Here is a 21,698-nt window from a genome sequence, read left to right as displayed (position 1 = left end):
CGTCGATGTCAGTCAAAACGTTTGAAATTCTAGAACAACTTAAATCGTTAACTCTCCTGGAAACCTCTGAATTGGTCAAGCAAATTGAAGTCACATTTGGCGTCGATGCTTCTCCAAAACCCCTATTTTATAACAGCATAACCCACCTAAGTGATGACCATTCACCACTACCACCCGTACCGACTGAGGTTAATGTGATTTTAGATCATGTTCCCGCAGAGAAAAAAATCGCCATTCTCAAAGTGGTACGGACGCTAATGGGATTAGGATTAAAGGAAGCCAAGGATTTTGTTGAGTCAGTACCCCAAGTGGTGAAGGAAGCTGTTACGCCAGAAGTGGCTGAAGAAATCAAGCAACAGTTAGAACTTGCTGGGGCTGGGGTTTCGGTTCAGTAGGAGATTTTGAGTATGCGCGATCGCATTAATAAATCTTGGACATTTCCAGAGATCGAAGCTCTGATTCAAGTATTTTAGAATGTCACCTTTGGTTCGGATGTAGGGGCGACCCGCTTGCACAACGTAACACCGTTGTCCGCTTAATAGGCTCGGGTCGCCCTTTCCTCAACCCCATCTTTGCAAAAACAAATGGCAGTTGTCGCCGCGCCCTAATTGGGAAAGCTTACATACTTACCCTGTCACGGTAAACCCAACAGCTTTCTAAACTTGTGCGGCACTATTTTTTAGTCAAAACGTGCGACATTTGCCTCCATTCTTTTCTTAAAGGAGGTTGTCATGAATACCGCAGAACGCGACTTGCGTTTGGAAATGCTCAATAGTCTGTTAACCACCCCTCACCGAGAATTAAACAAAGTTGCAGACTTGCACAAAATGATGGTGGAACTTGACCCCATTTTCTATGGACACCTCGGTGTATGGTATCAGAAAGAAGGGGATGTTCGTGACCACAAAGAAGTCTTTGTCGGGAATCTGTTAACCAGTCAGTTAACAGAACACCGGGAAGCCGGATTCATGTTGCTGCAAACGTTTCCCCCTTACCAAGTGGCGCGAATTGTGGACTTCATGAAGCAGCATCAACAGAAGGTTCCTCGTTCCGCCCGAACCGCAGTACGGCGCTACTTGCAAAAGCGGGAAAAACAGCCCCAATTCTTTGATCGCGCCGCGTTGCGGGGACGCAAGTCAATGAAGCACCTCTACGCTACCTTGCACATTAAGCCGAGTGAGCGTGCGAATGCCATCCTGTTTAAGGATGCGCCTCCGGAGGATAGTTTAGCGTTTGCGCTCAAGCAGTTAGCAAAAGCAGAGACTCCCACGGAACAAGCACGGCAAATTGTCGCCCATAAGATTCCGTACACGATTGCCATTGGCGCAGTCAAGCAAATCACGCCCACGGTATTAGTCGCCCTGATTAATTCCATGACACCCCAAGAGGTGATTAATAACCTCAAGTCTCTCAAGGCGCGGGGAGCCATGGAACACCCTCAGGTGAAGGCGTTAATTGATGAAAAGCTGGTTGCAGCTCAATCGGATAGCCGTGTATCCGCCCTTAAGGGACGAGTTGCGGCTGAAGCCGCAGGGTTAGATCTCGCCACTACCGCTCAGTTAGAGCGCGTCATGGATGAGCAGGTGAAAAAGCGCGGCAAAATTGCCAAACCCACGGCGCTGTTGGTGGATAAGTCAGGCTCCATGTATCAAGCCTTGGAGGTAGGTAAGCGCCTCGCGGCGTTGATTTCCGGGATTACGGAAGCGGAGTTGTTTGTCTATGCCTTTGACACAATGCCCTACCCCGTCCAAGCCAACCTGAGTCGTGATACCCGATTGGGCGATATCTTGGCGAATAATCTGCCTCAAGAGCATCTCTACAGCCACTGGGAGCGTGCCTTTCAGCACATCCGGGCTGGGGGTGGAACCAGTATCGGCTGTAGCGTTGAGGCGATGCGTCGGCGTAAGCAGTTGGTGGAGCAGATTATCTTGGTGACAGATCAAGGGGAAAACACAGCGCCCTACTTTGGTAACGCTTTTGATGCCTATTGTCAGGAGTTGAATGTGTTGCCAAATGTGATCATCGTCAAGGTAGAGAGTTCCTACGACTGGATTGAACAAAAGTTGCGAGAACGGCAAGTGCAAGTGGATACGTTTACCTTTGCAGGTGACTACTACTCACTGCCAAATCTGATTCCGCTTTTGTCTCGTCCTTCCCGGCTGGAGTTGTTGATGGAAATTCTGGAGACTCCTTTGCCTGTAAGGGATGATTAATTGTAGTGGTGTGACCGATTAAATTGGGCGCACGTCTGTGCGCCCCTACAGTTTCCGGGTATATCAAAGCGAATAAAAAATTGGCATCTAATACAACAGGCATTAACTATAACATACATTCAAATTAAATAACGGATGACATAAGACATAAGACATAAGACATAAGACCAATAACCTGATTGGGTGAGGTGCAGTCTTCACCGCCTGTGATAGCTTGACTTAAGCACATAATACAATATACTACATATTCATGAAGCTTACCTTGGGACTGTTCGATCTGACTCTATTTTCAGGGGCAACAACGTAAACAATCGGCGGTGTAATCACCATTACTTATGACTCTAACAACGGCTCAACCTCAAACCCAATCCGTGGTACTCACGGCTTATGACTTGTGGAAATCTTATGGTTCCAACCATGTTGTTCAAGGTGTCAATTTTACGCTGAATTCTGGAGAAATTTTGGGTCTGCTTGGTCCCAATGGTGCTGGGAAAACTACTACAGTGGGAATGCTTTATGGTGCAGTAATTCCCAGTCGGGGTTTTGTTCAACTTGGACAGCATCAAATCCAATCTCAAGGACGTTTGGCGCGTTCCTCGATGGGAATTGTGACTCAAGACGATAATCTTGACCCCGATTTTAGTGTTTTCGATAACTTGATTTTCTTTGCCCATCACTACCGGATTGTTGGCAAAACTGCCCGAAAACGGGCAGGGGAGTTACTGGCACAAGTGGGGTTGCAAGACTATGCTAAACATCGGGTTGATCAACTCTCTGGCGGTATGAAGCGGCGTCTGGTGTTGGCACGGGCGTTGATTAATCAGCCGCAAGTGGTGTTTCTGGATGAACCGACAACTGGGCTTGATCCCCATGCGCGGCAAGATTTTTGGAAGTTGGTCAGTCAGCTTAAGCAAAAAGGCTGTGGGGTGCTGTTGACAACCCACTATATGGATGAAGCCCAACGATTGTGCGATCGCCTGATTTTACTCCAACAGGGTAAAATGATTGATCAAGGCACACCTGAGGAACTGATTGAGCGTACTGTTGGCACAGAGGTGATAGAAATTGAGGGTATTTCCGCAGAAATCCTCCAACAACTCGCCCATCAGTATCAAACATGGTATCGCTCTTTTGGCAATGGTTACCTGATTGGCTTACCAGCCGACAATCCCCACCCTCTTTGGGACTATCTGAGTGATACGCATCCTGTTAGCTTAACCCGTCGCCATACCAATTTAGACGATGTATTTTTGCGCCTGACAGGTACGTCACTTGACTAATTTTTCATTTGTCCTTCGCCATTTGTCATTTGTAAAAGAAAAAAGAATTATCGCATTGAGTCGGGGCGGGTTTATGAGCATCTGGGGGGCAACAAAGGGTTAGGGGAAACCCCCCTTACAGTTGCTAATCTGCTGCCACAAGGGATTCATACAAAATACAATCTTTGAAATCGCAAATCACAATGAAAGGCATTTCTGTTACCCCTTGGGGAGTCTACTCAGTCTGGCATCGTCATGCTAGGGTTTATCAGAAAACTTGGTTAGTGAATAGCTTACCACCGCTTTCTGAACCGATTATTTATCTCGTCGCTTTTGGCTATGGGCTTAGTCCCTTAGTCGGCGATGTCACCTACCACGGTGAAACGGTTCCCTACTTAAAATTTATTGCTCCCGGTATGATCGCCATTGGCGTGCTATTCCAATCTTTTTTTGAAGGGGCTTTTGGCAGTTTTATTCGCCTCAAATTCCAAAAAACATGGCAAGCTTTACTCACAGCGCCGTTAAGCTTCACAGAAGTGTTTTTGGGGGACTGGCTATGGGCAACGACCAAAGGAACTATCGCGGGTAGCTTGACAGGATTAGTGGCGGTGGTGTGGGGACTCTATTCAGGCTGGCATTTACTGATATCATTACCCCTAATTATTTTGGGCAGTATGCTATTTGGCGTTATGGGACTGTTTACGGCGGGTATAATGCGAACGATTGACCAAATTAACGTGCCACTTTTCTTGTTCATCGTTCCCATGTTTACCTTCTGTGGAACCTACTTTCCCCGCGAAACGTTACCGCCTATACTGGGGACGATCGCCAATCTATTACCCCTGGCTGCTTTGGTTGACCTATTGCGTTGGTCTCTAGGGTTACCAAAATTCTGGTTTTTGGAGTTAATTGGGCTGGTTCTAGGGATCGCTATTTTTTCCGGGTTGGCTTGGCGACAGATTTATCCCCAGTTATTTCGTTGATTGAATCAAAATAAGGGGACGACATTGCCGTGACCCTACCTCATTGGATACCATTGTGGGGCGACTCGCAGGGGAAACGGTGACCTATTGGACACCTGTAAGCCTTACTGGGTATTTACTGTAGCGATTGGATCAGGGCAAATACAGCCGCATTTCCCTTCAGCCGTCCCGATTTAAAACTCAACAACCTTATCATCCGGACTGTAAGCAAGTTAGGATGGATAACAAAGATGTGCAACAGGAGCGTGCTGGCATAGCCTGTGTTAGAGTGAGCGTAATTCCTTTGCAGTCGTTTTCCTCCAGCTTGTGAAAGGATTATGGTAATTACAAAACGTAGCCTCGTGGTCGGGGCGACCGCAGTAGTCTTAACAACGGTTGCAGTTACAGGGGCTGGTCTGCATTTATCTCAAAGTCAAGCTTTCTTTCAGGAAAGCCCCAAAGAGCTAGTCGATGAAGTCTGGCAAATTATCGATCGCCAGTATGTAGATGCGACCTTCAACCAGGTGGATTGGCGAACCATTCGGAATGAGTATTTAAACCGTGAGTATTCTGACAAGGAAGAAGCTTACGAAGCCATTCGGGAAATGCTCGAGACGCTGGATGATCCCTATACCCGATTCATGGACCCCGAAGAGTTCAAAAATATGCAAATTGATACCTCTGGGGAATTAACGGGTGTGGGAATTCAAATCGCCCAGGATGAGGACACGAAAAAGTTGGTGGTGATTTCGCCAATTGAGGATACACCAGCGTTTAAGGCTGGTATCCTAGCGAAGGATATTATCGCCAAGATTGATGGTCAGAGTACCGAAGGCATGGATGTGAATGACGCCGTGCAACTAATTCGTGGGAAACCCGGTACAGAGGTAACACTAACCATTCAACGCGACGAGGAGGAAATCGACTATACAATCACACGGGCGCGGATTGAAATTCATCCAGTACGCTACAGTTATCGGAGTACACCCACGGGTGGGATTGGTTATATTCGCTTGAATCAGTTTAGCGCGATCGCGGCACAGGAAATGCGCGAGGCGATTAAGGAGTTAGAGACGCAGGAGGTTAATGGCTATATCTTAGACTTGCGCTCTAATCCGGGCGGATTACTCTACTCCAGTATTGAAATTGCCCGTATGTGGATGGATAAAGGCAAGATTGTGTCTACGGTGAATCGTCAGGGTAGCTCAAATGAAGAGATTGCCAGGAATCGAGCTTTGACCGATAAACCGTTAGTTGTCCTAGTTGATGGCGGTTCAGCCAGTGCGAGTGAAATTCTGTCGGGCGCTTTGCAGGATAACGAACGAGCCACATTAGTCGGAACTCAGACCTTTGGCAAGGGCTTGGTACAATCGGTACGCGGACTCGGAGATGGTTCGGGTTTGGCGGTGACCATTGCGAAGTATTTGACGCCCAGTGGTCGTGATATTAATAAGGAAGGGATTCCGCCAGATATTGTTATAGAACTGACTGAGGAACAACGCAAGGAATTACAGAAGGATCGAACTAAAATTGGTACGCCAGACGATCCCCAATATGTAAAAGCCCTAGACGTTCTCAACCAGGCAATTGCCGAGGAACCCAATGATCGGGCATCAGTTCAAACTCCATAGGTAGTAGGGGATGTAGACGATGCATGTTCTAGACGTGCCATGACACATCTGGCGACAACGAAAGTCATGTCAATCTGATCATCCTCTACCCATTGACGGCTAACCTCTCAGTGTCATCAGTGCAATCAAAATCCCCCACTCTAATCTCTCTCTACTCCGTGAAATCATTGTTTTAGGCAGGTTGGCATTTGCCTGCCCGAATCAGTCCAATTCGACGTGCGATCGCGTCTTGCTGAGATGAAAAAGGTCCCCAGCGTTCTGAGGTTTCTTCACCTTCTACTTGAGTGCTGGGAACAATTTCGCATTGTCCATTTTTTTGCTTGACAATATACCAGTTTCGTGTATCAGACATAGGGATTTAGAACGACAGACTCTGCTAGCAAAAACCAATAACAATCACGGACTTTGAGCCGAATCAAGCTGGAACATGACTGGTGTTCCCCCCGATTCACCGCCCATAATCACGACTTTAGCATTGTTGGAACCTGCCAGTTTTTCCATCGCTTCAATTTCCTTTAACCTGAGAAATTGGGGATTAAGAGCCTGAGAGATAATCTTTTGAGCATCCGCCGTCCCTCTAGCTTCAATCCGTTTGCGTTCTGCCTCTTGACGCTCTTTTTCCAACGTAAATTTCATTTGCTGGCTTTCTTGCTCTGTCGCCAGCTTCTGCTGTACAGCCGCTTGCAGCGTTTCCGGTAATTGAACTTCTCTCAACAGAGCCTGCTCAACCACAAAACCGAGGGGAGCCAACTGTTCACTGAGCCGTTGACGTAGCTGATTGGCAACCTCTTGGCGTTTCGACGAGTAAATGGCTTCGGCTGGATAGCTAGCGGTCGTTTCCCGCACCAAGGAACGAAATCGGGAAATGATAATGTCTGTTTCCTCGGTGCCAATCGTTTTATACACATTAACGGCTTTATTTGGCTCAAGTCTGTACTGAAGAGAGACATCAATGTTAAACGCTAACCCTTCCTGGGATGTTGCTTCAATGGTTTCCTTGATATCTCGCAGTCGCGTGGAAAAATCTTCAACCTCAGCGAACGGGTTAACTAAATGGACACCCGGATTCAGGGGACGTTGAGAAACTTGTCCGAATAATTCAACCACACCAACATTCCCCGCCGGGATAATAATCAAAGTCCTAAAAACGGAAGCAATGACAGCAACGACACCAACGAGTAATGCTACGGCTCGCACGGTTAAACTTGTCCGTTTGTCTGGAAATTTGGAACTTGTTAAAAAGACAAGGATTGCTACGAGGGTGGTTAAGAGTGAAGCAATGAATGACATAAGCTTTTGGTTTGAGTGATTGTGTCGTCAGTTCTGGTTTTGGGAACAACCGTCACTAGCGATTTGATACCGATCACTCTGGCTTCACGCCTGAATTCTACGCAGAAGACCTATTTTTTTTACAAAGCTTAATATATCAAGCATATTACTACACTCTTTGGCGTTTGTAGTCGGCGCTTAAGTGCTTATGGCGCTAAAGCGCAACTACAAACCTAGCTTAAACTCAGTATTTATCCGTTGCCATTTCCATTTCCGGTAGCCGCGAGTACATTATCAGCCACCTTACCCGGAACTTCCTGGAGATGGTCATATTCCCAGTTAAAGAAGCCAATCCCCAACGTGAGCGATCGCAACTCTATGATAAAGTCATGCATTTCGGACTGAGGCAAATACCCAGAAATACAGTCCCATCCGTTCCAACCCGACACCGGTTCATAGTTGAGAATTTGTCCCCGACGCCCGGATATCAGTTGCAGCACTTTCGAGGTAAACTCCGTTGGTGCAGACACCTGAATTGCCATAATCGGTTCCAACAGTACCGGATTACACTTGGGCATTCCTTCCGTCATAGCCACTCGTGCGGCTTGTTTAAACGCCTGTTCAGAACTATCGACAGAATGATACGACCCATTGGTTAACGTAACCGCCACATCGACAACCGGGAAGCCTAAAGGACCTTGGGACAAATACTCCCGCACCCCCGTCTCAACGCCCGGAATATACTGTTTTGGCACAACACCACCGACAATGGTTTCCGAGAAGCTAAAGCCTTCACCACGCTCCATGGGCTTAATATCGAGGTAAACATCCCCAAATTGCCCATGACCACCACTTTGGTGCTTATAGCGCCCGTGAGAGGACGTAGATTTACGAATCGTTTCTTTATAAGGAATCCGGGGAAGGTGAGTATCCATCGGCAAGTTATATTTGCGCCGCAGTCGGTCTAATGCCACTTTTAGGTGTATTTCACCTTGTCCCCAGAGGATAATTTCATGAGTGTCCTCATGTTGCTCCCACGTTAATGACGGATCTTCTTCTAAAAGCTTCGTCAGCGCCCCACTGAGTTTAACTTCATCCTTGCGCTTTTCGGCGGTAATCGCTAAACCATAGACGGGTTTCATGGCTGGGGCTTTGGGTAATTCTTTTGCCCCTTTCTCCTCTGTACTCAGAGTGTCACCCGTTTGAATCCCTTCTAATCGCCCGATCGCAACAATATCACCTGCTTGGGCGGCTTGGGTAGACTGCTGTTGTTGACCAAAGATATGGTATAGTCCACCAGCCCGAATTCCATTCAGAACCGCACCATCGGTGAGTTGACCTGCCCAAACTCGCGCCAAGGACAGTTTGCCTCCTTGGGGAGTGTAATAGGTTTTCAGCACCTGGGCTACGGTTGTGCCACCTTTACCCGTCAATCCCCGACGTTCCGCTGTGGCTTCTGGGGCGGGGGCTTCCCGTAATAGGGCATCAATCAGGTGGCGCACCCCATAATCTTGTTCCGCCACGCCGATAAAGACAGGCACAATTAAATCCGCCCCTAATTCCATTTTCAGGTCTTTGACAATTTCCTCTTGGGGCGGTTCAATTTCCTCTAGGAGTTCTTCAAGTAAGTGGTCATCAAAATCTGCCAAGGCTTCCAGCATTTCTTCCCGTGCGGCATGTTCAGCGTCTTTCAGGGAATCGGGCAGGGGTACAGGGTCAGCCGGAGCGCCTGTATGATAATGAAACGCTTGTTCGGTGACTAAATCAATAAACCCGATTAGCTGTTCTGCTTTGCCAATCGGGTACTGATGAGGAACAATGGGACGGGAGGATATCCCTTTCAAGGCGTCTAAAATTTGGCGATAGGGTTGACCGCAGGCTCCCCCCTGGCAGGAGAGTTGATCAATTTTGTTGATAAAGACGAGGTGAGGGATTTTCCAGTCATCCAGAAACTTGAATAAAGGGGCGAGCATCAAGACGCGATCGCTCGTGGGTTCACAGACGACAACGGCAGCATCGACACCCATGAGCGCATTATAGGTTTCTTGGGCAAACTCAATCGAACCCGGACAGTCAATCCAGTTAAAGCGAATGCCCTGATATTCGCTACTGGCGACATTAATCTCCACCGTCATCGTGCGATCGCGTGCTTCGGCGATGGCATCACCAACGGTGTTCCCATCTTTGATGTTGCCTTTGCGAGATGTCGCCCCGCTAACGAACAACAAACTTTCTAACAGGCTGGTTTTACCACTCAAATAGGGACCAACAATTGCCACATTACGGATAGCTGTTACAGCGTTTTGGTTCATGATTTTCCCCCAGACTACGGGTAATCAGGTGATCGGTTAAGGGAGTGAGGTCTTGTCTGCTCTTTCAATGAAGCGATTGGCTCACCTCTTCATCTGCTCATTTGTGGCATTTATCGCTATGAAGAGCAGATCAGTAACTCTCTGTTTATCAAATTAGCGCGTTCTGTCCTCAATTTGATAATCTCAGCCCAGTTGGGTCAGGAAAATTACTATTGAGGTTAAAGTAACGTTGCTTTCCATCAATGAGTTCTAATTTTTCTGTATATTCTCTGGTTTAACAGTTAATTTTGTCTAAAAATGGTATAATTTTAGCGCCACATAAACTTAATATTTTTTTAACAATGATAGCTGGCTGGGTAGGCAAGCCGGGGAAGATATATGAGATCTGGTTCAGTTGACTATGAAACACCCACGTACCCCTAAAAAACCGTCTGTCCTCTGTCCTTTCACGACCTGCGAGGGTATACGTCTGTCTTCTGCCTTTTGCTATAAATTGAGCTTACTGTTGCTAAGTATTAGTATCAATGCAATTGCCGCTAATCCTTCCTTCGCATCGAATCGGGAAGGAAAACTTTCCCTGAACTCAGACGTGCCATGGCATGATTCTACATGCCTACTTGCCCCCCTGCACCCCTGCGAACTAACTGACTATCTTGCTCAATCTATCCCTCCCCTGAAGCCAACCCAACCCGCCGCACTCGAACAGCTAAACCAGGGATTGAGGTTAATTCAGCAAGGGAATGTCGCCGAAGCGATCGCGGCGTTTCGTCAAGCGGCACAACTGAACCCCCAGCTTGCCCCAGCGCACTATAATTTAGGGCTAGCCTTGCGCCAAGCGGGACAGTTACAAGCTGCCGCCAATGCATTTTACCAGGCGGCTCAGATCGATCCCAAGTTTGCTCTAGCTTACGCGAATTTAGGCGCAGCGTTGTTGGAAGGGAATAATTTACCCCAAGCACGGGAGGCGTTGAGACAGGCGATCGAACTTGATCCGGAGTTGGGGGTTGCCCATTATAATTATGGGTTGGTGCTGTCTGAATTGGGGGAGTATGACGTGGCGATCGCGGCATTCCAGAATGCGATACAGTTGAGCAGCAATGCGCCAGAACCTGCGTATCATTTGGGACTGGTTTATCTGCGACAGGGGCAGCTGGAGCAGGCGAAAGCCGCATTTGAGCAAGCCATCAAAATTAGTCCCCAATACCCCGAAGCTTACTATAATCTAGGGTCAATTTTATTTGAACAGGGAGATTTAGACGGAGCGCTAGAAGCATTCCGCCAATCTGCTGAAAGTAATTCGAATTATGCCAATGCTTATTATGGGGCGGGGTTAGTCTTTCTGCGCCAAAATCGATTACGCGATGCCCAGCAAGTTCTCGAATATGCCCGAAATCTGTACAGAAACCAGGGAAATGAGGAATGGGCAATCCGGGCTGAACAACTCTTGCAGCAAACTCAGAATCCTAACCGTTAGCTAATTTTCTATTTTCATAAACCATTGCCAATGAGAATAAACGGTGCCCAATAATAAGGATGATTAAGATGATTCATAACTTCAGGTTTTAGCCCATTCCGCACCCGCACGGCTACCCTCGCACCTCGTTGTTCTCCCAAAGCCGTATAATCACCCGTAATCAGAGCAATTTGGGCTTGTCGCAGGGCTTCAGCTTTCGTGATAGCCTCACCTTGCCATGCCGCATAAAAGGCATTCATCAACGCTTGAGTGCCGCCATCATCCACCGTCCATAATGAAGCAAGAGAAGCCCTAGCACCAGCCCTTTGCATCTGATAGCCTAGACCGAGAATTTCTGCACCTGTACCCAGATTGCCACCAAGTCCAGTTTCGCAGGCAGAAAGAACCACTAAATCCACGTTATTTAGGTTCCAATTGCGGACATCAGCAATGGTAACCGGAGTCCCATCGCCAAAAAGAATAAAAGAATCTTCGGGTGTCCCTACCACAATTGCCCCATGGGTGGCAAAGTGCAAGACGTTATAGTCGCCCATTTTCGGTTTTGTGTCTTCCGGGTTGAAGGCGTTATCAAAGAGTTGAGTGGTATTGGGAACCGTTGCGGCTAACGTTTCCACTTCCACACCGGCATAGGGTAAACCACCAAATTCAAACTGTTCTTGACCAATTGTAAAGCTGTAGTGTCCTTCCGTAAATGCCCCCGCCAGAATCTTGAGTTGGGATTGGGGTTTTGTGTTGAGTTCAGTCAGAGAAGCCGCCGTAATATTATTGATGCGGTAGCGTTCAACTAACCATTGTTCACCATCGTGCAAAGCCGCAAGCGGAATGTAGCGGAGTTGTCCGTCGGGGGCGTAGATCAGGGTTTTGGCATCTGCTGCGGTAAGGTCATTTTCTAAGGGTTTAATCAACCAGTTGTAGAGTTTTTGAGCTGGGGTTTTGGCATTATAGGTAGGATTTCGTAAGGCTTGATGTAAACTAACAATTGCTTGATTAAGTTGTTCTTTAGTAACGGTAACAGTACGGCGAATAGGGGGAGAGTCAGGGGTGGCAAGGATAAGTTCAATGCGGTCATCTAGAATTAGGGGATAGAGAAGGACGGCATTCTGGTGGAGATTTTTGAGGTTATCTTGTAAGCCGATAAAATCTTCTAATTCGTCTACTAAATCAGGTTTGCGTGTCTTTGGAGTGAGTTTAGAAATTAGTGCTTCTACTTCGTCACTTTCGATAAAGGTGTTGAAATCGGCGAGAATGGTTTCTTGAGTTTCCACGAGTTGAGCGATGCGCTGTTCCTCTTCGGGAGTACGATTACTTTTCTGTCGCAATTGGGTCAGTTCTTTCCCCAGAGTAATGGCTTGATCAAGAATGGCTTGGTAGTTTTCTGTAACTTGTTGTTCTGGGGGTAAATTGGGTACGCCTTTAGCTGTATTTCCTGTACCGCGCACGTTGTTCAAGTAATCGTCGAGTTCTTGTACTTTGAGTAAATCGAGGACTCGTTGGGCTTCGAGGATACGGTTTTGTTGTAATAATAAGTCAGCTAAATGGCGATAATCCTCAGCAATGGTTTCAGTGTAGGATTCCTGTTGGTCTTGGGAAAGTCCTTTGATATTATCCCGAATCGCTTCTCTAACATTGACTGCCTGCTTGAAGAAGATAATCGCTAATTCTGGCTGGTTTTGTGCCTCTAGCAAGTAACCAATATTATTGAGAGTATGTCCTTCACCTCTTTTGTCACCCGTTTCCTGAGCAATGACCAAAGCTTGCTGATAGAAATCCCAGGATAATTCGTACTGCTCTAGTTCAAAGTAAACTATTCCCATATTGCGGAGAAACAACTCTTTTAATGGCTTGTTCTCAAATGACTGGCTAATGGTTAAAGCTTGCTGTAAGAACTCCAAAGCTAATTCATAGTTTCCCTGTTTGAGATAAACCATCCCAATATTATTGAGAGTCAATCCTTCCAGCAATTTTTTTTCTTCTTTATCCCTGTCGCTAACTGTTTTGAGGTCGGCTAAAGCTTGCTGGTAAAAATCTAAGGCTAATTCGTACTGTTTGAGCTGGAAGTGAACATCCCCAATAGCGTTGAGTGCTTTCACTGCATCCGGATAGTTAACAACCCTACCGTTAGGTAATTTATAGCTTGTGCTTTTGGCAAGTTCTAGGGCTTTCTGATAAGACTCCAAAGCTAGGTCATATTGTCCGAGTAACTCATAAATCTCTCCGACCTCGAAATTGACGTTCGGCAAACCCCACAAAGCAAATTCATTACGAATTGACAACAATTGCTGATAGGATTCCAACGCTAATTTATACTCTCCTAAGCTTCTGTAAGCAAAGCCCATTCGATAGAGAATGTAGCCTTCCGATTCCTTTCGACGAAGTTTTCTCTCAATAGTCAAAGCTTGTTGGAATTGATCTAGGGCTTCTCGATATTGATTTTTCTCGATGAGCTGGCGAGCTTGGGTATAATACAGATTTGATATCACAATGAGGGCATATCTTTCCCTAGAGTCACTTCCGACTTCGCTACTAATTAGCAAAAATCGCTGGTAGTAATTCAACGCCTGATCATATTCTTTTATCCGTTCGTAAACTTCTCCAATATGGTAAAGGGTTTCTTCTATACCCGCCTTGTCGCCTATTTCTTGATAAATTAATAAGGCTTCCTCGAAGCTGCCTAATGCTCTTTCAAAGTTACCCCTGGTCTGGCGATGGAACCCTTCTCTAAACAGTCGATCAGCTTGATTTTTCTTATCTTGGTCTTGCTCGGAAAGAGTCTGTGCGACTGAAGGCGGAAGACTCAAGGTAGGTAGTAAGAAGGCAGAAGTTAGCGTAAGCAGCAGCGTGGCAAAGCTGAAACTGACTAGATTTAGACGCATGGTTCAGTCCTCGATCACGGGAAAGTGCAGATGGCTGGTCAATTATCTATCTTTCATCGGTCAGGGAGACATACAGTATCTTTCTTGTTGTGTTAAACAGTAATAGGTACAATAGCACGTCTAATTCAGTTGTACAACTCAGATAGTTGCTTGGCAATTCGATAACAATATAGACAGTAATTATGAGAAGTTTACTAACGATGAAATTGACTAGCACAATGGCTCTGCTGATAAATTTATGGGCATTCAGTAGTTGGGGATGGGAAGTCACTCAAGCGGCTGAACCTAGTCAGGGGAGTTCTTTTAAAGAGTTATGTCAACAGCAAGCCACTTTATCAGTTGAGGCGGGACGAACCGTACAGGTGTTGTTAGCAGAAGTAGACACCAATGATTGTGAACTCGCTGCCGAAAATCTGTCAAATCGTACTAAGCTGATCCTCAACGAGGAAGAAGTGAGTGATCTGAGTCCCTTATCAGGACTAACCAACTTGGAGGAGCTTGTTCTCAGCGGCAACCAAATCACTGATGTTACCCCTCTAGCAAAACTCATCAATCTCACTCGGCTTTCCCTGGATGACAACATAATTACTGATGTTAGCTCACTAGCCAAACTACAAAACCTGGAATCGCTTTCCCTCAGCCGTAACCAAATCACTGATGTTAGCTCTCTAGCAGAACTACAAAACCTGACTGGGCTTTACCTTAGCCACAACCAAATTACAAATATTAGTCCTTTAGCAGGACTACAAAATCTGCATTGGCTTGACCTTGACAGCAACCAAATCACAAATATTAGCCCTCTGGCAGGATTACACAACCTGCACAAGCTTAACCTAGAAGACAACCAATTCACAGATATTAGCCCTCTGGCAAAACTCACTAACTTGACTGAGCTTGACCTCACCCTCAATCAAATTACAGATATTAGTCCTCTGGCAAAACTCACTAACCTGGAGACGCTTTTTCTCACTCTCAACCAAATCACAGATGTCAGGCCACTGGCAGGACTAAAAAATCTGGACGCCCTCCTTTTAGAAGATAACAAAATCACCGATATTAGTCCTCTTGCCAGACTCACTAACCTGGAGAGTCTTATCCTCACCTACAATCAAATAACAGATATTAGTCCTCTTGCCAGACTACAAAACCTGAAATGGCTTCGCCTCGATAACAACCAAATCAAACATATTAGCTCTCTGCCTCTGGCAAGACTCACAAGCTTGGAGAGCCTTGACCTAACAAACAATCAAATAACAGATATTAGTTTTCTTTCCAGACTACAAAACCTGAAATGGCTTGACCTTGAAAGCAACCAAATCATAGATATTAGCCCTCTGGCAAGACTCACAAGTCTAGAAAGCCTTGATCTAACAGACAATCGAATTACAGATATCAGTCCTCTAGCCAGACTCACCAATCTGAAGCATCTTATTCTCACCGACAATCAAATCACAGATATTAGCCCTCTAACAGAACTCACAAACCTGACTAAGCTTGGTCTCAACGGCAACGAAATCGAAGATATTAGTTCTCTTTCCGGACTACAAAATCTGAACTGGCTTTACCTCTACGACAACCACATCAAAGATGTTAGCCCTCTGGCAAAACTCACAAGCCTGGAGAGCCTTGACCTAACAAACAATCAAATCACGGATATCAGTTCTCTAGCGGGACTTACCAGTCTGGAAGTGCTGTACCTTACAGGCAATGCGATTCCTTCGGATAGCTCCGCTAACGCGCAACCAATTTGCCCAGTCAGTCCTCCAGATATTTGCTATTTTTGAGAACTCGCTTGATGGGTGAGATTGTGATAACCCTATTTTAAAGACTTTCATTTTTATTTCCTAAACAGGTATACAGAACCTGAACCTTCGTTGAATGGAGCGCTAATTAAAGCATTATTTCCATCTATAGCAATTGAACTACTAAATGCATCAAATTTAGCCCCATCAGGCGCTGTAATTCGCTGGAGTAGTGAACCGGATCGTATGTCAAAAAGGTAGGCAGAACCAATTTGATTATCATCCGAAGAGCCGATGATAGCATAATTACCGTCTATAGCTACTGAAAGACCAAATGCGTCAATCGCATCGCCCTCCGGCGGGATGAACTTTCGGAGCAGAGAACCAGTTTTTATGTTAAACAGGTAAGCGGAACCTATTTCATCATGAGTCCAAGAACCAATCAGAGCATAGTCGCCATCTATAGCTAATGAACGACTGAATCCGTAGCCTAGATCACTATCAGGAGCCGTAAATTTTTGGAGTAGGGAGCCAGTTTTTACGTTAAACAGGTAAACCGAACTAACGTCATCGTAACTCCCAGAGCCAATCAGAGCATAGTAACCATCCATGACTAATGAGTGACCGAATATCGTAGCCGTATAACCATCAGGGGGCAAAAATTTCTGGAGTAGAGAGCCAGTCCTGACGTCGAATAAATAAGCGGCTCCACTATCATCTCCCTTATCATCATCTAACCAGGAACCAATAAGAGCATAATTACCATCTATGGCGACCGAATTACCAAATTCATCATCCCAATTCCCATCAGGAGCGGTCAATTTCCAGAGGAGGGATTTAGTGTTTATGTCAAACAGATAGACTGAACCACCATTATTACCATTGGATGAGCTAATCAAAACTTTATTGCCATGGATAGCGACTGAACGACCAAATTGGTCTCCCCAATCACCATCAGTGGGTTCAAATTTCCAGAGTAAGGAGCCAGTCGTCAAATCAAACAAATAGGCTGCACCACTATCCGTTGAATTATCACCTGCATCGGAGCCAATAATAGCATTACTCCCATCTATGGCGACTGAATTACCAAATCGGGAGGTGAAACCCCTAATTTTTTTTATGAAGTTAAACGTATGAGTTGTCGCAGGAGCCTCCAGCCTCCAGCCAAACACTACGCTTGTCCGTGCTGGAGCGTTATTTGTCGTCGATACGGATAATGTCTCTCCCGTAGCATTCTGGAATTGAAACAAGCAAAGTCCCAATCCAGTACCTGAACAGTCAACCACTTCGGTGTATCCTTTTTCAATTAAACTGTCAATGACTGCGCCTCGCTCCGGATTATTAAACTGAGCCATATTAAATATCGCTTGCCACCCTTGCTCAATTAACAATGTTCTGGCATCTTCATAGATCATGCCTTGACGCAGCTCAGGTATGGGTTGCGCCAAGGCGGAAAAATTTACCCAGAATACCGTATTCAAAACCAGGCTCGAACAGAATAGTTTAAGCATTTTGGCAACCATAAAAATATTTCTTGATTTTTGAAATTAGTCTCTGTAAACTGTAATAGTACCATAAGTGTATGGTTATTGAATAGAGAAAACCATTGAGGGGAAGTAATATTTTTACGTCAGCCCTAATTAATCCGCACAATTACTCATCATTCCCTGGACTTCATTGTATGAACAGAAAATGCTTGACAGCTAGTTTTGTTGTTTTATTAATGTTCTTGGGCATTGTCTTAACAGCAGATGATATGTTTTTGGCTTTAAAGAAGGCGACCAACATAAATTTCACTGAAAAATCTAACCAAGAAAATGCGGCGCGAATATTGAAATGGAATTTACAGAAATGCCCAAAAATAATTTACACAGGAAGTGAATATGGAGAAGCAACTGTAACGATAAAATGTAGTAACGGTAAAGCGTATTTGTTATCCCATAGCTCTACTCATTCAGACTTTCTTGATGTTTATGATTGGAATATAGACGAAATAGACTTCAATACATTAAAATACAATCTGGGAAATTCTTTTGAAGAGTGGTGTCTCCAACGAACCGGCTTGTCAGCCGAAGCGAGAAAAACAGTAGAGGTGCTGTTAGAAGAAGCAGGAACGAGTGATTGTAAACTTGCTGCCAACAATGTTTCCAGTCGTACTGAGCTTTACCTTAGCGGAAAGGAAATCACAGATTTAAGACCTCTGGGAGGACTCACAAACTTGAAGACGCTTCGACTCCACAACAACCAAATAACGGATGTCAATCCTCTTTCTGGACTCACAAATCTGGAGAAGCTTTACATCAGCAGCAACCCACTTGCAGATATTAGACCTCTTTCCGGACTCACGAACCTGACTGAACTGGATCTCAACGACAACCAAATAGAAGATGTTAGCCCTCTTTCTGAACTCACGACTCTGAAGGATCTTCGCCTCAACAATAACCAAATTACAGATATCAGTCCTCTAGCCAGACTAACAAATTTATGGGTACTTTACCTCAGCTACAACCAAATCACAGACATCAGTCCTCTAGCCAGACTAAAAAACTTAAGGCTGGTTAACCTGACAGGTAATCCAATCACACACAGAAATTGCCCAGTCTTTCCTCCAGAGATTTGCGATTTTGATACCTCACCCTGGGTTCCTTAAAGTTAAATGGCTACCCACCTAATGCGGGACAAAATTTCAGAGAGATTGTCTGAACCCCTTGCAGCCTGAAAGCCTTTTCCCGTGGGCTGTCCCGTCTTAAGTTGGTAGCCGTTAAATTAATCTGAGTCGGGAACGATTTAAGCAGTTATTCAATCAGCACAAGTTGTTTATTGTTCCAAATAAAATACTGAGTTTCTACGCCAGGAGGAACGTAAGTGGATTGGATAGTTTCGGGTGGATCAACTACCAGAAGATTACTATCAAGGCGAAAATCTAATCCAACTGAAGAAACAAAATCGGGAAAGTAGACAGAGCCTGTGTAGGCATCAACAATGGCAAATGCTTGGCAAGTAGTACCACACCCCCAGGTCGCAATTGTGTAGTGTTGGGCAAAGTTAGGACCATCTTTAATCCCATACTTTAAAGCGTCTCTGAAGGTGGAAGCTTTAGGATGACTGTCAAAATCAATAGGTGCGTGCTGTGTCAACGTTACAGTATCAACCGGATAGTCGTCGAAGGTTGGTGGATTTGTACTTGGGTTAACCTCAATGCTATCCTTTTTCAGGTGAGGATCAGCTTTTTTTAGAAGTTCAACAATTTCGGTATATCCATTGTGTTGAGCCATGGTCAAAGCTGTATCACCGTAGAGGGATTGAGTTGTTACATCAGCCCCATTGGCTAGTAATAATTTTACGATTTCGATATGTCCACCTACGGCTGCTCTGATCAGAGCCGTTGTGCCAACATCTCCAGCATCTTGGACATCAATATCTGCCCCTTTTTCAATCAAAATTTGAGCGATTGCAAGATATCCCTCTCCGGCTGCATAGATGAGAGCCGTTTCTCCTTCACCGCTTTCAAGGTTAACATCTGCATCAGCCTCTAACAAAACATTAAAGACATCGATATCTCCATTCATGGCAGCAAACATCAAGGCAGTGATAGCATTTGGATTGCTAGCATTAGCATCTGCACCATTAGCTAATGCCGCTTTCACTCCCTCAAGGTCTTGCTCCCTAACCGCTTCTAATAAAATTGAATTGTTAGCTTCCTTTGACTCAAGTGTTGCCTGTGAATTTGATGTGACTTTATTTTTAACCTTCTTAGATTCTGTCGTTGAACTGGCTGGTTGTGAAGCAGGTTGGACAGGTTCAGTTTTGGGTGAAACAGCATTGGTTGAATCTGTAGTAGATTCTTGATTGAGATTTTCTGCTGATTCTTGAGTACAACCGCCAATCAGTATTGTAGACGTTAATAATAACCACAACCATAAATAGTATTTCTTGATAATCATCTTTTTTTAACCTGTATGGAGTAACAAAATATTAACTACTTTTTGACATAGGCTCTACATTATCAATACAAGCGTTAGAGACTGCTACTGCTCGATAATTACTGGCGACTTCAAAAACTAAACCCGATTGGTCATCACGAATCGTCTTTAACCGTTGAGCCGGAGTGCTATCTTCCTCTTCACAGCTATATCCTATTGAGGATTGAGTCAGGAGAATGGATAAAGCCATTAATGGGATGCTGATTAGAGCCGTTTTGAGTTTCATCTATTTGCTCATTGGATTGACAGCTATATTATCACGCGAGTCAAGGGATGGCTTGATACAAATAATTGTCATTTGATTGCGATTTGTTAAAAATATTGAACTAAAGTAACAAAGCGATCGCGCCGCCACTGTGCCAGTGTAGGGTAAATCATCTTGACCAGAAGGGGTATGCGATCGCCCCAGCGACTTTTTGCATAAATCTGAAATCGAGGGGCAATAAGTACAATGATACCTGCCGATTCATAACAGGAACATGAATCATGCACAAGCTAAATCAGCCAAATCGACTACAGAACCAATCCATACCTCCCAGAAATCCAGTTGGGAGTGAGGATAACCACTCTAGAAGAGTATCTCCCAAACATGAATCTGGTTTCTTGACCAACGCACTAGGATGTTTACTGATTGTGCTACTAGGACTCAGTGCTTGTGGGCAACCTGTCAATCAGAATGACCGTTCAACTCAGGAACCTCAACCTGAACCTAAATCTGAATCTGAGTTATCCCAAACCGATTCACAGGAAACTGAATTGTCCCAAGCTGAATCATCTCCACGCCGTTCCCAGAAAACTCAAGTTTCAGATGCGGCTGAATCTCCCGTTCAAAACCGAGTTAAAGTCTTTTTTCCAGTTACCGAATCGTCAGATCCTACTACCGTCAAATCCGTTTGGCGAAACACATCCAGTCCAGGTGTTGCCAAATTCGCGCTCACTCAACTCCTCGCCGGTCCCACTTCCTCGGAAAAACAGCAGGGACTCTCCTCTCTTACCCCTTTAAGTGGACGTTCTAACTGTGGTCAAGATTTTACGATTTCTATCGATGAGGGTACAGCATTTGTACAATTTTGTCGTAAAATAATTCACTATGGCATTGCCGATTCAGTGCGAATGACAAGCGCAATTGTGGAAACGCTCCAACAGTTTCCGACTATTGTTGAGGTGAGTATCCTTGACCAAAACGGAAACTGTTTGCTGGCTGACGATGAAGGGACTCTTTGTTTAGAGAAAGGACTCAATCGGGCAAAGCTAAATCCCCGATCCAAAATTGCGATTAATGGCTTTGGAACTGTAGATATTGGTATGACTGTTAAGCAGGCGTCACAGGCGGCGGGAGTTGATTTAGTCCCGATGGACTCAAATCCTCATCCGGATTGTAGCTACTATCAAATGGATCAAAATCCCGAAGAACTTGGTGTTTCTTTTCTAGTGAGTAACGGACGTATTGCCCGAATTGACATTGAAGACTCTCGCCCTCAAACGATTAGTGGCGCAGGAGTTGGTGATACAGAAAAACGAGTTCAATCGATTTATAAACAACGGCTTCGGGTGAAGCCCGCAGTCCATCACGGTAATTTCCTGACGTTTGTTCCCCAAAGCCAACGCGACAAAAACTTGCGCCTTCACTTTCGTACAGATGGAACTCAGGTGTCCCAGATTGTTATTGGTCAACTTCCAGAAGTAGATTATGAAGAAGGTTGTTTGGGTTTTGCTACAGCGTACTAAGGAGAGTTTTACCTATATTTTTGTGAGTAAGTTAAAAATGAAAACACTAATACATTCCATTACCTTCGTGTTCATGTTAGGTACAATTACTCAGTTTAATTATGCACAAGCTCAGTCATCTACAACTGATGAAGAACTCCAAAAATTGACGCCTGACCTTCAGAATAAAGTTGTATACCGGAGTCAATTAAAGCCTGCTCCTAGTTCCGTCAGTTTAATCGTTAGTCAATCTTCTAAACAGAATGTTGATTC

The 21,698-nt window shown here is 45.1% G+C and carries 17 protein-coding genes; 9 read left to right on the top strand and 8 right to left on the bottom strand.

The annotated features are described in order from the left end of the window. Positions 1 to 5 precede the first annotated feature (5 nt). The 5 genes from rplL to ctpC all read left to right on the top strand — a co-directional run bounded on the left by rplL (position 6) and on the right by ctpC (position 6,065). The gene (rplL, locus tag RID53_RS08360; protein WP_446387671.1) at positions 6 to 395 is read left to right on the top strand and encodes a 50S ribosomal protein L7/L12; all 390 of its coding nucleotides are present in this window, start codon (positions 6 to 8) and stop codon (positions 393 to 395) included. Positions 396 to 731: 336 nt separating this feature from the next. Continuing rightward, complete coding sequence (locus RID53_RS08355; protein WP_446387670.1) at positions 732 to 2,213, top strand: hypothetical protein; 1,482 nt, start codon at positions 732 to 734, stop codon at positions 2,211 to 2,213. 335 nt (positions 2,214 to 2,548) lie between these two features. Then, positions 2,549 to 3,493 carry an ABC transporter ATP-binding protein gene (locus tag RID53_RS08350; RefSeq protein ID WP_446387669.1) on the top strand — a complete coding sequence of 315 codons (945 nt, stop codon included), beginning with the start codon at positions 2,549 to 2,551 and terminating at the stop codon, positions 3,491 to 3,493. 182 nt (positions 3,494 to 3,675) lie between these two features. Then, a complete protein-coding gene (locus tag RID53_RS08345) occupies positions 3,676 to 4,455 on the top strand; it encodes an ABC transporter permease (RefSeq protein ID WP_446387668.1) in 780 nt (259 codons plus the stop codon). A 317-nt stretch (positions 4,456 to 4,772) separates the two neighbouring features. Beyond that, positions 4,773 to 6,065, top strand: a complete 1,293-nt coding sequence (gene ctpC, locus RID53_RS08340; RefSeq protein ID WP_446387667.1) for a carboxyl-terminal processing protease CtpC — start codon at positions 4,773 to 4,775, stop codon at positions 6,063 to 6,065. A 172-nt stretch (positions 6,066 to 6,237) separates the two neighbouring features. Here ctpC and RID53_RS08335 read toward each other — a convergent pair whose 3' ends face one another. From RID53_RS08335 to RID53_RS08325, 3 genes are all read right to left on the bottom strand, one after another. Further along, positions 6,238 to 6,417 (bottom strand): DDE transposase family protein, encoded by a 180-nt coding sequence (locus RID53_RS08335; RefSeq protein ID WP_006100277.1) that lies wholly within the window; start codon positions 6,415 to 6,417, stop codon positions 6,238 to 6,240. 44 nt (positions 6,418 to 6,461) lie between these two features. After that, positions 6,462 to 7,355 (bottom strand): prohibitin family protein, encoded by an 894-nt coding sequence (locus RID53_RS08330; RefSeq protein WP_446387666.1) that lies wholly within the window; start codon positions 7,353 to 7,355, stop codon positions 6,462 to 6,464. A 230-nt stretch (positions 7,356 to 7,585) separates the two neighbouring features. After that, a complete protein-coding gene (locus RID53_RS08325) occupies positions 7,586 to 9,646 on the bottom strand; it encodes an elongation factor G (RefSeq protein WP_446387665.1) in 2,061 nt (686 codons plus the stop codon). 625 nt (positions 9,647 to 10,271) lie between these two features. On the opposite strand from RID53_RS08325, the gene RID53_RS08320 reads away from it, so the two are divergent. Further along, the gene (locus tag RID53_RS08320) at positions 10,272 to 11,120 is read left to right on the top strand and encodes a tetratricopeptide repeat protein (protein ID WP_446387694.1); all 849 of its coding nucleotides are present in this window, start codon (positions 10,272 to 10,274) and stop codon (positions 11,118 to 11,120) included. A 14-nt stretch (positions 11,121 to 11,134) separates the two neighbouring features. Here RID53_RS08320 and RID53_RS08315 read toward each other — a convergent pair whose 3' ends face one another. Then, the gene (locus RID53_RS08315) at positions 11,135 to 13,993 is read right to left on the bottom strand and encodes a CHAT domain-containing protein (RefSeq protein ID WP_446387664.1); all 2,859 of its coding nucleotides are present in this window, start codon (positions 13,991 to 13,993) and stop codon (positions 11,135 to 11,137) included. Between the two features lie 218 nt (positions 13,994 to 14,211). Here RID53_RS08315 and RID53_RS08310 point away from each other — a divergent pair, with 218 nt between their 5' ends. After that, positions 14,212 to 15,777 carry a leucine-rich repeat domain-containing protein gene (locus RID53_RS08310; RefSeq protein ID WP_446387663.1) on the top strand — a complete coding sequence of 522 codons (1,566 nt, stop codon included), beginning with the start codon at positions 14,212 to 14,214 and terminating at the stop codon, positions 15,775 to 15,777. Between the two features lie 53 nt (positions 15,778 to 15,830). Here the strand turns inward: RID53_RS08310 and RID53_RS08305 are convergent, their stop codons facing one another. Beyond that, entirely contained in the window at positions 15,831 to 17,258 is a 1,428-nt protein-coding gene (locus RID53_RS08305; protein ID WP_446387662.1) for an FG-GAP repeat protein, read from the bottom strand. Positions 17,259 to 17,431: 173 nt separating this feature from the next. Between RID53_RS08305 and RID53_RS08300 the strand changes: the two genes are divergently transcribed. Next, positions 17,432 to 18,385 carry a leucine-rich repeat domain-containing protein gene (locus RID53_RS08300; RefSeq protein ID WP_446387661.1) on the top strand — a complete coding sequence of 318 codons (954 nt, stop codon included), beginning with the start codon at positions 17,432 to 17,434 and terminating at the stop codon, positions 18,383 to 18,385. 145 nt (positions 18,386 to 18,530) lie between these two features. Here the strand turns inward: RID53_RS08300 and RID53_RS08295 are convergent, their stop codons facing one another. The 3 genes from RID53_RS08295 to RID53_RS08285 all read right to left on the bottom strand — a co-directional run bounded on the left by RID53_RS08295 (position 18,531) and on the right by RID53_RS08285 (position 20,210). Further along, positions 18,531 to 19,679, bottom strand: a complete 1,149-nt coding sequence (locus RID53_RS08295; protein WP_446387660.1) for an ankyrin repeat domain-containing protein — start codon at positions 19,677 to 19,679, stop codon at positions 18,531 to 18,533. A gap of 31 nt (positions 19,680 to 19,710) precedes the next feature. Continuing rightward, entirely contained in the window at positions 19,711 to 19,944 is a 234-nt protein-coding gene (locus tag RID53_RS08290; protein WP_446387659.1) for a hypothetical protein, read from the bottom strand. 86 nt (positions 19,945 to 20,030) lie between these two features. After that, positions 20,031 to 20,210 (bottom strand): hypothetical protein, encoded by a 180-nt coding sequence (locus RID53_RS08285; RefSeq protein WP_446387658.1) that lies wholly within the window; start codon positions 20,208 to 20,210, stop codon positions 20,031 to 20,033. Here RID53_RS08285 and RID53_RS08280 point away from each other — a divergent pair. Next, positions 20,205 to 21,446, top strand: coding sequence for a GerMN domain-containing protein (locus RID53_RS08280; RefSeq protein WP_446387657.1), 1,242 nt, complete (start codon positions 20,205 to 20,207; stop codon positions 21,444 to 21,446). The genes RID53_RS08285 and RID53_RS08280 overlap by 6 nt on opposite strands. The last annotated feature ends 252 nt before the right edge of the window (positions 21,447 to 21,698 follow it).

It is taken from the genome of Coleofasciculus sp. B1-GNL1-01 (assembly GCF_040220235.1).
Taxonomy (GTDB): Bacteria; Cyanobacteriota; Cyanobacteriia; order Cyanobacteriales; family Coleofasciculaceae; genus Coleofasciculus.
The sequence above is the reverse complement of the archived record's forward strand: the minus strand, read 5'-3'. Positions and strand labels throughout refer to the sequence as shown.

What these genes read in the sequence shown, in the direction of transcription:
- rplL (WP_446387671.1), top strand. Translation starts at nt 6, where the DNA reads ATGTCAGTCAAAACGTTTGAAATTCTAGAACAACTTAAATCGTTAACT.
- RID53_RS08355 (WP_446387670.1), top strand. Translation starts at nt 732, where the DNA reads ATGAATACCGCAGAACGCGACTTGCGTTTGGAAATGCTCAATAGTCTG.
- RID53_RS08350 (WP_446387669.1), top strand. Translation starts at nt 2,549, where the DNA reads ATGACTCTAACAACGGCTCAACCTCAAACCCAATCCGTGGTACTCACG.
- RID53_RS08345 (WP_446387668.1), top strand. Translation starts at nt 3,676, where the DNA reads ATGAAAGGCATTTCTGTTACCCCTTGGGGAGTCTACTCAGTCTGGCAT.
- ctpC (WP_446387667.1), top strand. Translation starts at nt 4,773, where the DNA reads ATGGTAATTACAAAACGTAGCCTCGTGGTCGGGGCGACCGCAGTAGTC.
- RID53_RS08335 (WP_006100277.1), bottom strand. Translation starts at nt 6,417, where the DNA reads ATGTCTGATACACGAAACTGGTATATTGTCAAGCAAAAAAATGGACAA.
- RID53_RS08330 (WP_446387666.1), bottom strand. Translation starts at nt 7,355, where the DNA reads ATGTCATTCATTGCTTCACTCTTAACCACCCTCGTAGCAATCCTTGTC.
- RID53_RS08325 (WP_446387665.1), bottom strand. Translation starts at nt 9,646, where the DNA reads ATGAACCAAAACGCTGTAACAGCTATCCGTAATGTGGCAATTGTTGGT.
- RID53_RS08315 (WP_446387664.1), bottom strand. Translation starts at nt 13,993, where the DNA reads ATGCGTCTAAATCTAGTCAGTTTCAGCTTTGCCACGCTGCTGCTTACG.
- RID53_RS08310 (WP_446387663.1), top strand. Translation starts at nt 14,212, where the DNA reads ATGGCTCTGCTGATAAATTTATGGGCATTCAGTAGTTGGGGATGGGAA.
- RID53_RS08305 (WP_446387662.1), bottom strand. Translation starts at nt 17,258, where the DNA reads ATGGTTGCCAAAATGCTTAAACTATTCTGTTCGAGCCTGGTTTTGAAT.
- RID53_RS08295 (WP_446387660.1), bottom strand. Translation starts at nt 19,679, where the DNA reads ATGATTATCAAGAAATACTATTTATGGTTGTGGTTATTATTAACGTCT.
- RID53_RS08290 (WP_446387659.1), bottom strand. Translation starts at nt 19,944, where the DNA reads ATGAAACTCAAAACGGCTCTAATCAGCATCCCATTAATGGCTTTATCC.
- RID53_RS08280 (WP_446387657.1), top strand. Translation starts at nt 20,205, where the DNA reads ATGCACAAGCTAAATCAGCCAAATCGACTACAGAACCAATCCATACCT.